Origin of the sequence: Streptomyces sp. G45, assembly GCF_049542095.1 — a bacterium.
Taxonomy (GTDB): Bacteria; Actinomycetota; Actinomycetes; order Streptomycetales; family Streptomycetaceae; genus Streptomyces.
The window spans coordinates 5,962,013-5,974,541 of sequence record NZ_JBMUZU010000001.1 but is presented as its reverse complement, the minus strand read 5'-3'; the positions used below and the strand labels follow the sequence as shown (position 1 = coordinate 5,974,541).

The 12,529-nt window shown below is 74.3% G+C and carries 4 protein-coding genes, 1 tRNA gene and 3 pseudogenes; 3 read left to right on the top strand and 5 right to left on the bottom strand.

The genetic code is table 11. The features are described from left to right. Window positions 1-446 precede the first annotated feature (446 nt). The 4 genes and pseudogenes from ACOBQU_RS25160 to ACOBQU_RS25145 form a co-directional block, all read right to left on the bottom strand. Window positions 447-1,844: pseudogene (locus tag ACOBQU_RS25160) on the bottom strand (LAETG motif-containing sortase-dependent surface protein). A 347-nt stretch (window positions 1,845-2,191) separates the two neighbouring features. Then, window positions 2,192-2,719: a single-stranded DNA-binding protein gene (locus tag ACOBQU_RS25155; RefSeq protein ID WP_423629747.1), complete on the bottom strand. Its 528-nt coding sequence runs from the start codon at window positions 2,717-2,719 to the stop codon at window positions 2,192-2,194. Between the two features lie 321 nt (window positions 2,720-3,040). After that, a pseudogene (locus tag ACOBQU_RS25150) lies at window positions 3,041-5,100 on the bottom strand (GTPase). A 5-nt stretch (window positions 5,101-5,105) separates the two neighbouring features. Then, window positions 5,106-6,757 (bottom strand): annotated as a pseudogene (locus tag ACOBQU_RS25145) (dynamin family protein). Window positions 6,758-7,065: 308 nt separating this feature from the next. Between ACOBQU_RS25145 and ACOBQU_RS25140 the strand changes: the two are divergent. Both ACOBQU_RS25140 and ACOBQU_RS25135 read left to right on the top strand, forming a co-directional pair. Further along, window positions 7,066-7,141 (top strand) — tRNA-Arg (locus ACOBQU_RS25140). 390 nt (window positions 7,142-7,531) lie between these two features. Beyond that, a complete protein-coding gene (locus tag ACOBQU_RS25135) occupies window positions 7,532-9,274 on the top strand; it encodes a hypothetical protein (RefSeq protein WP_423629745.1) in 1,743 nt (580 codons plus the stop codon). A gap of 41 nt (window positions 9,275-9,315) precedes the next feature. Here the strand turns inward: ACOBQU_RS25135 and ACOBQU_RS25130 are convergent, their stop codons facing one another. Beyond that, window positions 9,316-11,850, bottom strand: a complete 2,535-nt coding sequence (locus ACOBQU_RS25130) for an ATP-binding protein (RefSeq protein WP_423629744.1) — start codon at window positions 11,848-11,850, stop codon at window positions 9,316-9,318. Window positions 11,851-12,185: 335 nt separating this feature from the next. Between ACOBQU_RS25130 and ACOBQU_RS25125 the strand changes: the two genes are divergently transcribed. After that, window positions 12,186-12,452 (top strand): hypothetical protein, encoded by a 267-nt coding sequence (locus ACOBQU_RS25125; RefSeq protein WP_423629742.1) that lies wholly within the window; start codon window positions 12,186-12,188, stop codon window positions 12,450-12,452. The last annotated feature ends 77 nt before the right edge of the window (window positions 12,453-12,529 follow it).

The window sequence follows — 12,529 nt, the reverse complement described above, 5'->3', positions numbered from 1 at the left end:
CCCCATCTTGCCTGACGGCCACCCCCGGAGGAAACCAGTACTGTCCGGGGCCCGCGCCCCACCCACCCCTGTGCCCACTCTGTCACTGACCGTCGCCCTCCCTCACTCCTGGTCCACGCCGAACGCCCCCAAGGCGGCCCGCGCCGGATCAGGCCGCGTTCCGGTCGGCCACGCCGAGGTCCTTGCGCGCGATGCCGATCGCCGCGCCGATCAACGTGCTGACAGGCGATATCCACTCCATGGCTCGCCAGGCCGGGTAGGGCGGCCCGGCTCGGGGGCCGTTTGCACGCGGGCGGTGGGGCGGCTTCGGGCGGGAGCTGCTTGGGGCTGCGCGTGTCCATGGCCCGTTGCGCCTGCCCCCGGGCGGGGCGGGGGCAGGCGGAAGGTCCTGACCCCGCACCCCGCAGGACCGGAGCGCGGGGCGTGGGTGGGTGGCTTCCGTCCGGTCACTCCTTGGGCGAGGGCGCCTGCGCGGGCTCGGCCGGGTCCTTCTTCTTGCGCAGCAGGAACACCGCGCCGCCGCCGACCACGACCAGTGCGATCGCGATCCCGGCTATCAGCGGGGTCGCGTTCGACCCGCCGGTCTCCGCGAGGTCGCCGCCGCCGGAGGTGCCGCCCGCCGACGCGGGGCTCGGCTGGGGCGCGGGCTGCGCCTTGCTGCTCACGTCGACGGCACTGCCCTGGGTGCGGCAGTCGAGGACGCCCGTGAAGCGCTGCTCGAAGCCTCCGGGGCCCGTGATCGTGAAGTCGTAGGGCTGGTCCTCCTGGAGCGGTATCGTCACCGTCCGCCGCTGGCCCGCCTCGATGGTGTGCTTGGTGCCCATCAGGCGGAAGCTGAACGGCGCGTCCCCCTTGTTGCTCGCCGTGATGTCCACGCCGCCCTTGGCGCAGTTCTTCTCCGCGGACAGCGCCGGTATCGCGCCCTTCGCCGCCCAGTGCGCCGTCGCCGTCGCCGACACCGTCGACTCGCTGGAGCCCGCGAGGATCTGCGTCTGGCTGCGCGTCTCGGAGGTGAAGGCCCGCCCGACCGGCACGGTCGTCGAGGCCTGCACCTCAAGGGCGGCCGAGCCGTCCGGCGTGTCCTTCGGCACGTCGAAGTAGAGCCTGCTGCCGTCGGCCGCCGTCTTGACCGGCTTGCCGTTCTTCCCCACGACCCGCACTCCGCTCGCCGAGTCCGCGGGGGGCGTGACGGTCACGCTGTCGGCGTCCGTCCGCACCGTCACCGGGCCCAGCCGCTCCCCGCGTGCCCGGCGACGGCGGAGGGCTCCAGGACGAGGGAAGCCTTCGGCTCGGCGGTGTTGCGCGCGCTGCGCTCCAGGTAGTCGGCGAGCTTCTCGGCCTGCGGGTCGAGCGCCTCCACCTCGGCCCGGTCCGAGTAGCGCCAGATCGCCACCTGCGTACCGGCCGCGGCCGCCTCCTCGGTGAGGGAGCGCGCGCCCGCCTTCCGGGCCAGCTCCGCGAGGTCGTTCACCTGCGGGTAGGAGTGCTGGAGGATCCAGCGGATCTTGCCCGCGTTCGCGTTGCGGTGCAGGGACGTGCCGCTCCAGGGGGTCTCGTGGTAGGCGGCGTCCTTCTGTGTGGGCGTGTGGATGTCGACGCAGGTAGGTCTGCAGGGTGCCGCCGTTGTCCACGGACATCTGGAAGAGGCCCGCGGGGATCTGCTGTCTGCCGCCGTTCTCCCGGATGACTGCCTGGCCGTACGTCTCCAGGCCGTCCAGGGTCGCGCTCGCTCCACCCCGGTGCTGCGGGGTGTCCGTCGCGTGCGCGGTGGCTGCCGCGCCCGCCGAGACGAGCCCGGCGGTGGCCAGCGCCACGGCGAGGCGGGCGGCGCCCCGGCTCCGTATGGACAACGCAGAAAACACAGAATTCCCCTCCGGGCGGGACCGATTCACATGGGGGGAGTGGTCCCGCCAGCAGATGCGATGAAGCTTCAACCGGGCACGTCAACCGGGCAGAGATCTGCCGATCGCCCCGCGCGGGCATCACCCGTCCCACGGACACGGGCGCCACCCGTGCCACGGAGCCACGCCCGGCATCCTATGGACGCGGCGCAACTCCGTTCCCAGTAGTGCCGTCTGATAACCGATCCGAATCGGAATCGTTATCGCCAACGCCCCTTCTGAGCTGGGCATATCGACAAATCAACGGTTCCGCTTCGCCCGTTGGTCGGCATCGTCACCCCACGACGCCGTCACCCCACGGCTGCGGGCTCGGGTCGGGCGGGCGCGGGCGGCGCGTCCGCTACGGGCGGCCCCTCCGCCGTGGCGTCCGCTTGCGCGTCCGTCCCGGCACCGCCTTCGCCCCCGGCGCCTTCGGCGGGCGACTCCCATTCCGGCTCCCGCTCCTTCGGCGCCTGGTCCACGGCTTTGGCGCGGCGGAACATGGACGTCCCGCGTGACAGGTCGTGGCCGATGGCGTGCGCGTCGATGTCCACCGACAGCCAGTGCTGGCCGCCGCGCTCGTCGTCTTTGACCTTCAACCTGCCCTGCACGATGACCTGTTCGCCGACCGACAGCGAACTCTGCGCGTTCACACCGAGGGTCCGCCTGGCCCACACCGTGAAGAAGTTGGTGTGGCCGTCCGCCCATTCGTTCCGCGCCCGGTCGAAGTGACGGGACGTCACCGCGATCCGGAAGCGCGTCACCGGGCCGGACGGAAGCTCGCGGAACACCGGCGTCGTCGCCACGTTCCCCACCACCGTCACCATCGTGTCGTTCATCGTCGAACCCCTCCCTCGTCCACCTCCGCGCGGGCCCCTCCCGCACGGCGCGCAGCCGCACGCCCGCCCCCGCTTCCGATTCCCGCGGTCGGCGCGGCGGCGGCTGCGATCCCAGACTGCGCCGAAGCCGCCCGAGCCCGCTGAGCGCTGTGCCCTACTCGCCGGTTGTGGACAACTCCGCCACCCGAAGGAGCCCCTCCGCTTCCCCTCCCCCGCCCCAGGGCCCCGCGCCCCCCGCCCAGCCTCCCGGCAGACCCCGGCAGACCCCGGCAGACCCCGGCAGACCCCAGCAGACGCCAACAGGCTCCGGCGGGCCCCCGCTCACCCCCGCCGAGCCACCCGCACGTACTGCTCCCGCACCTCCCGATACCGCAGCAGCTCCGCCGCCACCGGATCCAGCACCCGCGCCCGGCCGCACCCCGCAGCGGCCTCCCGCAGCCGCCGTTCCGCCTCCAAGCCGTACCGTCGCGCGGGACCCCGTGCCGCCACCCGGCTCAACCACTCCACGCACGGGCCGCCCACGATGCCCGCGAGCATCAGCAGCACCGGCACGCCCAGGTTCGGCGAGGCGACTCCCACGATCTGCGCCACCAGCCAGAGCCCGCCGACGACTTGGAGCAGCGTCATCGCCGCCTGCGCGAGGACCGCGACCGGCCACCAGCCGGGCCGGGGCGGGCGGCTGTCCGGCAGCCCCGCCCGCAGGGTCAGCTCGTCCAGCGCCTCGGGCAGCCCCTCGGCACCCCGCGCCGCCGCCTCCCGCACGGCCTGCCCCACGGGGTGGGCAGCCCCGCCGCGGCCTCGTCGGCCACCGTCCGCACGGCGTGCTCCACCCGCGCCCGGGCCGTGGCCTCCTCGTCCACGGGCGTGCGCGGCGCAGGCGGCCCCACCGTGGCGAACGGCGAGCGCCGCGCGTCGTACCAGCGCCACAGCCGGAGCCACGGAGTGCCGCACGCCTTACCCGCGTGCCGACGCCAGGCGCGCTCGGCGGCCTGACCCGCCGCCGCGGCGCCCACCGCCTCCGCGAGCCGGTCGGCGAACTCCTCGCGCGCCTCCTCGCTGAGCCCCACGCCGCCGCGACCGGACACCGACGCCGCGTCAGCTGCGTACACGGGTCGCAGCCGGGCGGCGGCCGCGTCCAGGTCGGCCTCAAGGCGGCGGGCAGCGGCCGCGCGCTCACGCGTGAGCTGGCCGAGCGCCTCGCGCAGCTCACCGACGCCGTCCCCGGTGAGCGCGGACAGCGCGAGGACCGTGGCGCCGGGTTCGCCGTGCTCTCCGAGGGCGATGCCGTCCTCGTCGAGCAGCCGCCGCAGATCGTCGAGCACTTGGTCGGCGGCGTCTCCGGGGAGCCGGTCCACCTGGTTGAGCACGACGAACATGACCTCGGCGTGGCCCGCCATGGGCCGCAGATAGCGCTCGTGGAGCATCGCGTCCGCGTACTTCTCGGGGTCGACGACCCAGATGACGGCGTCGACCAGGCCGAGGATGCGGTCCACGTGCTCACGGTGGTCCTCGGCCGCCGAGTCGTGGTCGGGCAGGTCGACGAGGACGAGCCCCTGGAGCGCCTGGGCGTCGGCTCCCTGGAGGGGCCGCCTGCGCAGCCGCCCGGGGATGCCGAGCCGGTCGAGGAGCCCCGCGGCGCCGTCCGTCCAGCTGCACCCGATGGGCGCCGCGGTGGTCGGCCTGCGCATGCCGGTCTCCGAGATCATCACGCCCGCGAGGGCGTTGAAGAGCGTCGACTTGCCGCTTCCGGTGGCACCCGCGATGGCGACGACGGTGTGCCGGTCGGACAGCCGCCGCCGCGCCGCCGCCTCGTCGAGCACGCGCCCCGCCTCGGCCAGCGTCCTGGTGTCGAGGCGGGTGCGGGAGAGCCCGACGAGTTCCCGCAGCGCGTCGAGCCGGGCGCGCAGCGGCCCTCCGTAGAGAGCGGTCTGCTCACAGGCAGCGCCGTTCGCGTAGGGGGCCGCCTTCTCCGGGGAGACGGATTTCCCGTACGCAGGGGTGGTGTCGTACGCGGGCGCCGCGTCGTACGAGGGCGCCGTACCGCGCGCGGACATCGCGTCATGGGCCCCTGTCGTGCCGTACGTGGCGTACGTGTCATGCGTGTCATGCGCGTCATGCGTGGACGTCTGGTCGTACGCCCCGGAGGCCCCGGATTCGGATGCTCCGGAACCGTCTCCGGGGGAACGTCCGGGGGAACCGGAAGCCGCTGTACCGGGCTCCCCGGAGTCGCGGCCCTCCGGAGGTGCGCTCACCTGGCGGCGGGCGATGAGCCCGTCGTCCCAGACGCCGTCGGCGTCCCGCGTCTTCGGGTCGGGTTCCTCGGCGCGGTCGGCGCGGTCGGTGTGGTCGGTGTGGTCGGTGTGGTCCGTGACGGCGGTCACCGCGGTCACCTCTCCTTCTGAAGCACCGACAGCGCGGCGATGAGTTCGGCCTGGGGTTCTGGGTGGACGTCGAGCGCGTCGAGGGGGGCGAGGCGCCGCTCGCGCTCCGCGCCGAGGACCTTGTCGAGGTAGTCGGTGAGCAGGCGGCCGCCGCGGTCGCGCAGGCGCAGCGCTCCGTGGGCGCCGATGCGCTCGGCGAGTGCCTCCCCCGCGGGGCGCCCGCGGCGGCCGCCGAGCAGGGCGGTGGCGAGCAGCGCGGCGGCGGCGTCGGGGTCGGGCGGGGCGCTCTTGTCGACGCGTTCGAGGCCGCTCACCTCGTCCTCGACGTACTCCTCCAGGACGCGCCGCCAGCGGCGTACGGCCATGCCAATGCGGTGCTCGGCGCCTCCGTAGCACCCGTCCTCGTCTTCGTAGGGGGTGCCGGGCGCGGGCTCCGGGGTGCCGCCCTGCCGGACGAGGCCGGGGAGCTGGGCGGCGGGCTCGCGCCGCCAGGCCTCGTCGACGCGTTCGTCGGCGGCGGTGACGGCGCACAGCAGAAGCGTCTCCAGGCCGCCGCAGAGGGCGTCGAGGAGTTCTCCGGGGCCGCAGTCGAGGGGGTAGGCCCGCAGGCGCTTCAGGGCGTCTCCGGCGAGCACGGCGCCTTCCTGGAGCCGGGCCCGTACGCGCGCGTGCTCGGCCTCGTAGGCGTCGTCGACGGCGGCCGTCAGGCGCAGGGCGGCCGCGTGCTGGGAGGCGACGGCGCTGGCCAGCTCGGGCATGCGGGAGGCGAGCGAGCCGAGCACTCCGTGGGCGGTGCGGGCGATGGCCTGCTCCCTGGCGTCGGGGTCCTGGGCGCGGTGGGCGAGCCAGGAGCGCAGCGGCGCCACGGCGGTCGCGGGCAGCAGTCCGCCGCCGCCCGCCGACTCCGGCAGCTCGGGCACGGTGAAGCGCGGCACGTCTCCGAGGCCCGCCTTGGTGAGCAGCGCCGCGTACTGCCGGGACACCTCGGTGACGACCTGGTGCGGCACCCGGTCGAGGACGGTGACGAGGCTGGCGTCGTGCTCCTTGGCGGAGCGCAGCAGGTGCCAGGGCACCGCGTCGGCGTACCGGGAGGCGGTGGTGACCATGACCCAGACGTCGGCGGCGCAGATGAGCTCGGCGGCGAGCACGCGGTTCTCGGCGACGAGGGAGTCGATGTCGGGGGCGTCCAGGAGGGCGAGCCCCGGGGCAGCGTGTCGGCGGTCTCCACCCGCAGCACCCGCTCCTGGGGGCCGCCGTCGTCCCCGTCCGCGTCCTGCTCGGGCACCCACACGCGGGTGAGGTCGGGCAGCACCCGCACGCCCGCGAACCAGTGGTGGTCCTCCGGGTGGCACACGAGGACCGGTGTGCGGGTCGTGGGCCGCAGGACTCCCGCTTCGCTGACCTGCCGCCCCACCAGGGAGTTCACGAGGGTGGACTTCCCGGCCCCGGTGGAGCCGCCGACGACGGCGAGCAGGGGTGCTTCGGGCGCTCTGAGCCGGGGCACCAGATAGTCATCGAGCTGAGCCAGCAACTCGTCCCGGTTGGCACGCGCGCGTGGCGCCCCCGGGAGGGGGAGCGGAAAGCGTGCGGCGGCGACACGCTCACGCAGGGCGGAGAGCGCGTCAAGCAGTTGAGGCCGTACGTCCAAGGTCACCACATGCGAAGAATGCCCAATTTTGGCGGCGTTCTGAAGCATATGGACATCCCTGCGCGCCGATCGGACAGACGTGACAGAAGGGACGACTGGGGCACAGGCATAACGAGTGCACAACACCCGGGGCGCGAGCCGCCAAAAGCGGTGCGCGATTCGCACCTGCCTGCGATTATCAGGACCGCTTCACCGAACCTCCACATCACGGCGCGGAGGTGAAGCACCAGGGACAAGGACCCGGGAGCCCTATCCTTGTCCCCGGCAAGGTCACGGACCGGCTCCACACCGGGCTCCAGGCCACCGGCCACCACCCGGCCCCCGTAGCTCAGTGGATAGAGCAGGCGCCTTCTAAGCGCTTGGCCGCAGGTTCGAGTCCTGCCGGGGGCGCCACGCAGAAGGTTGGCGGCGGAGGGATCCCCTCCGCGTGCGCCCCTTCTTCTTCCTCGACGCGCGCGACGCGCTCGACGCTCGGTCCGCTGGGCGCGTAGCTCGGCAGCCCTCCTGGCACACCCCGCCCCACCTGTCGGATGAGGACCAGGGCGACCGGCATCGCGGCCCTGAGGGGCGCCGTCTGGGCTGTGTCCGCTCCGTTGGCTACGGTGTACCAGCCCTCCCAGGCTGGACCACACCCGAAAGGTTGCCCGACAACTTGACATGTGATAGTCGCCCGCGAGCCGCGAGCCGCGAGCCGCGAGCCGCGAGCCGCGAGCCGCGAGCCGCGAGCCGCGAGCCGCGAGCCGCTGACCGGTGGTGGAGGCCGTGTCGTTAGCGGTGGCTGCCGTGTTCGGTAGCCAACCGCTCCGTGTTCCGGTCGGCCAGGACGCCCACCGCTGGAGCACGTTCCCCGCCGAGCGGACCCTGGTGGTCGCCGCGCGCACGGTCACCTCGACGGTGCGGATCCTCGAAACCCTGCCGGGCCTGCTGCGCGGTGACCACCGGGTCGCCGTCGTGTTCGCCTACGACCACACCTCCGCGTTCAACGCCGGTGTCCTGGACCTGCTGCACGCCGCCGGATGCCGGGTCATGCCCTGGGAGCAGCTGAAGGACGTCCGGCCCGACCTCGTCCTGACCGCCAGCGAGAACGTCGAGGTGCCGGAGGGCGACTACCCGGTCCTGGTGCTGCCGCACGGCATCGGCTTCCAGAAGCTCGTCCCGGACGCGCGCAGCCCGCGCGAGCGGCTGTCGGGCGTCGTACCGGACGCGCTGCTGGAGACGGGGCGCGCCTGGCTGGCCGTGTCGCACCCGGCGCAGGAGGAGCAGCTGCTCGCCTCGCACCCGAAGGCCGCCGGGCGCACCCTGCTGGTGGGCGACCCCTGCTTCGACGAGATCGTGGCCAGCCTGCCCCGCCGGGACGACTACCGCGACGCCCTGGGGCTCGCGGCGCACCAGCGCCTGGTCGTGGTCAGTTCCACGTGGGGGCCCACCTCGCTGCTCGGCCGCCATCCCGATCTGCCCGCGCGGCTGCTCGGCCAACTCCCCTTCGACGCCTACCGCGTCGCCGCCGTCGTCCACCCCAACGTCTGGTCCGCCCACGCGGCCTGGCAGATCCGCGCCCTCCAAGCGGCCGCCCTGGACGGAGGCCTGCTGCTGATGCCCGCCGTGCACGCCTGGCGGGCGGCGCTGGTCGCCGCTGACGTGGTCATCGGCGACCACGGGTCGGTCACGCTGTACGGGGCGTCAGCGGGCAAGCCGGTGCTGCTGGCCGCCCTCGGCCGGGACGCGGTCGCCGGGACGGCGGTGCACGACCTGGCCGCGGCCGCGCCCCGCCTCGATCCGCGCGGGGATGTGCTGGGCCAGGTGGAAGACGTCGTACGAGAGCACCGTCCCGACCGGTACGCGGCGGCCGCGGGGCACGCCTTCGCCGAACGGGGGCAGGCCCTCGCCCGGATCCGCGCGGCCCTCTACCAGTTGCTGAGGCTGCCGGAGCCGTCGGCCGCGCCACCCGCTCCGCCGCTGCTGCCGGTACCGGAGCCGCCCGGTGCGCCGGTGGCCTCCTGGCAGGTGACCACCGCCGTCAGCAGCGCCGACGGGCAGCCCACGGTCGTCGTACAGCGCGTTCCGGCCGCCGTGTGCCCGACCGGGGCGAAGGACACCGTGTGCCCGGCCGGAGCGGAGGACGCCGAGCAGCCCTCGTCCTGCACCCATCTCGCCTGCTCCGACGGCGAACGCGACACGCGGCTGCTGGAGAGCGCTTCGGTGATCCTCCAGCAACGCTGTGCCCCCACAACCGTCGGGGCGCTGCGCTGGCTGCGGGACACCCTCGCGCGGTTCCCCGGAAGCCTCGCCGCGGTGACGGCCGTACGCGCGGAAAGCTGTCTGGTGGCGCTGCGCGACGGCCGCGTCGTGGAAGCCGTGGCGACGGGGCTGGGCAGGGACCCGGGGCTGGCGGCGGCCGTCGTCTACGCCGGTCTGCGCGCACGGTTCCCCCTGGACGGTACCTGGGTGACGCTGCGGATCGCCGGAGTGGGAGACGAGGACGTCTTCCTGCGGCTACGGCCCTCGCCCCTGGGCGACGGCGACTGACGCGCGCTGGCCGACGGCTGCCGTACGCGTCCGTGGCGCACTCACCCGTCGAGGTCCGCGAGCCGTCGGCGCAGGCCGTCGGCCTCCCGGCTGCCGCCCTTCTCGTGGATCTCCAGGGCGCGGGACAGCCAGGCGCGCAGCTCTTCCTCACGGTCTCCCGCACGCTCCGCGATGTCGGCGAGCGCCACCAGGGCCTGGGCCTCGTAGTGCGTCGCCTCGATGTCGTGGAGGGTCTGTGCCGCGTCCTGGAGTGCGCGCACCGCCTCCTCGGTCTCCCCCTGGTGCGCGAGGGCGTTGCCGATCGCGACGAGGACCCGGGCCGCCATGCGGCGGTCGGGCTCGGGGCGGTTCAGCAGGTCCTCGCGGGCGCCGCGCAGCGTCTCCAAGGCGTGTGCGTGGTCTCCGCGTGCGTCGAGCGCGCAGCCGAGGAAGTACGCCGCGATCGCGGCACCGCGGTCCTCGCCCGCGCGGGTGTTCAGGTCGAGCGAGGCCCGGTAGGCCGTGACGGCGCGCTCGGGGTCCACGTGGTCCAGGTACCGGCCGAGGAATTCGTTCACGGACGCGCGCAGAACGAGGTGGTCGGTCACCTCGGAGCGGGCGGCGGCTGTCTGGAGTTCCGCCTCCGCCCGGCCGAGTTCGCCGAGGTCGGTGAGCGGACGCGAGAGCAGGCTGCGCAGCCGTGCCTCGGCCTGCGCCGCCTGCGCGACCTCCTCGGCCGTACGCGCGGCGGCCGCTGCCGCGGCGGCCGCCTGGGCGCCGAGGTCCAGCGACTCCTTCCACGCGGTGAGGTAGCGGCGGTGCAGGAAGAGGACGGTGAACGCCTCGGCCAGCGGCCACACCAGGTGGTGCAGGCCGTGCCGCGCGCCCGCGCGCAGGACGGCGAGGATCGCGAAGCGCTCGGCGTCCAGCCACTCCAGCGGCGACGGCCCGTCGGCGGCCGCGAACGGGTCGGCGGCATCGCTCAGCAGCGTCGACAGGTCCGCGATCCGCAGCCGGTCCCGTCGCAGCGCCCGGTCGGCCAGCGCGGCCAGCACGAGGTAGTGCGTGGCCACGCGCTCCGTCACGGCCCGCTCCTCCCCCGGCTCCTCCTCCCGCGTCGCGCGCTCCCTGGCGTGCAGGCGCACCAGGTCGTGCACGCGGTAGCGGTTCTCACGGGTGCGCTCCAGCAGGCACGCGGTCACCAGGGTGCCCAGCAGCCGCTTCGCCGACGCGGTGTCGAGCCGGGCCGCGGCGGCGGCCACACCGGCGTCGAAGGTGCCGGTGGGCAGCCAGCCGAGCAGCCGGTAGAGCCGGGCCGCCTCGGGGGCGAGCAGCCGGTACGACGAGTCCAGAACCGCCGACACTGAGTGCTCCTCGTCCTGGTGGCCGCCCTCGGGGTCTTGGTGGCCGCCCTCGGGCCAGGTGTCCGGGAGGGCCATGCCGGTCAGCCGCCGGGTCTCGTCCGCGAGTTCCTCGACGAGGTCCGCCATGGTCAGGCCGTCGTCGACGAGCAGGCGGGCCGCCACGATCTGCAACGCCACGGGCAGGCCCCCGCACAGGGCCACCAGGCGGGTCGCCGCCGCGGGCTCGGCGGCGACGGCCGCGTCTCCCAGCCGGTCCGCCAGGAGGGCAAGCCCGCCTGCGGCGTCCAGCGGCTTCAGCGGGATCAGCCGAGCGCCGTCCAAGGCGAGTTCCCCGAGGCGTCGCTGGCTGGTGGCGAGCACGGCACTGCCCGGCCCCTTCGGGATCAGCGCCCTGACCTGCGCGGGCTGGCTCACGTCGTCGAGGACGAGGAGCAGGCGGCGGTCGGCCGAGTGCGAACGGTAGAGCGCCGTCCGCTCCGCCAGCGACGGTGGGATGCAGTCGTCCTTCACGCGCAACGACCGCAGCAGCATGGCCAGGGCCTCGGAGACGTCGGCGCCGTTCGACCGGCCCCGCAGCCCCGCGAAGTCCACGTAGAGCTGTCCGTCCGGGAACAGCTCCCGGGCCGTGTCCGCCCACCGGCGAGCCATCGCGCTCTTGCCGACGCCGGGCAGGCCGTCCAGCACGCCCACGCCGACCGGGGCCCGCCCGCGCACCGGGCCCGCCGCGCCGAGCGCCTCGTCCAGCAGCCCCAGTTCGGCGGTGCGGTTGCTGAACCGCACGGTCAGCGCGGGCACCTGGTCCGGTCTGGCCGCCGGGCCCTCCGGCGGGGCTGAGGGCACGGTGAAGGTGATCCCGCCGTGGATGTGCGCCCCCTGGAAGCCCGGTCCGTGGTGTACGCCTCCCGCGACCACCGTGCGCGGCACCAGGGGTTCCAGTTCGGCGAGCAGCTCGCGCAGTTCCGCCGCGGCGCCCTGGTCCTCCTGGAGTACGTCGAGCAGTCGGCGCCGCCACTGGGCCTCGACCTCTGCCGCGGCCCCCTCCTCTCCGGCGGCGCGTGCCCTGCCCAGTTCCTCGCTAGACGCCTGGAGTTCGTCCTCGGCGCCCTCGCCAGCACGCCGCCGGGTGAGGAAGCGGGTCAGCCGTTCCCGCGCCTGCGTCCATGACTCCGAGACCATCAGGCCGACCAGGGTCGTCGCCCCCGACGCCGCGAGCATCGCCAACTCGGCTTCCACCGAACCCCCTTCGCACGCCGCCACCCTGACCAGGCAGTCGGAGCCCACCGTAGAACGATCACGCGGACATTCCCAGTCGGCCCGACGCGGCCCCACGGCACGGAAACGGAACGCGTACCGCGGGGTGCGCCGGTGGCGGTCGGGGCGGTCGTACGGGGGCAGCGACGGGTGCCAGGGCTGAACCGGCCCGCGCGCTGGGGAGTGGCGCAGGCAGATACGAGGCGGTGGGTCCCGGGCGGTCGCCAAGGCTTGACACCGACTGCTCCCCGGTACAGCGCCGTCCAGGGATGAGGTCACCACAACTCAGGGCGAGCGTCAGCACTAGAGTGCCCGGCATGCCGAGATTCGCCGAGTTCGACGCTTCGTCCCTCCGCCGCACGAGTTCCGTCGAAGGCGGGTTCCCCTGGCGCGGGCAGACCGTGACCCTGATATGGATCGACGCGAAGGGGACCGTCACCCAAGCGACCCGCATCACCGAGAAGCGGGCCGTGCTGGCCCAGGCAGGCCCGAAGGATCTGGTCCTCGCGGCCTGGCCGGGCCAGTGGTCTCAGGACGTGTTCGTGGTGGACGACCTCAAGGCCGCCCGCGAGCAGTGCGGCTGAGCCGAACAGGTACAGGTCCGTGTAGGGACGCCGTCAGCGGCGTCAGCGGCACCCGTTCACCACGGGCCGCGCTTCGG

Bases quoted from the DNA above. Each gene is read 5' to 3' on its own strand.
- ACOBQU_RS25155 (WP_423629747.1), bottom strand. From the start codon at position 2,719: ATGAACGACACGATGGTGACGGTGGTGGGGAACGTGGCGACGACGCCG.
- ACOBQU_RS25125 (WP_423629742.1), top strand. From the start codon at position 12,186: ATGCCGAGATTCGCCGAGTTCGACGCTTCGTCCCTCCGCCGCACGAGT.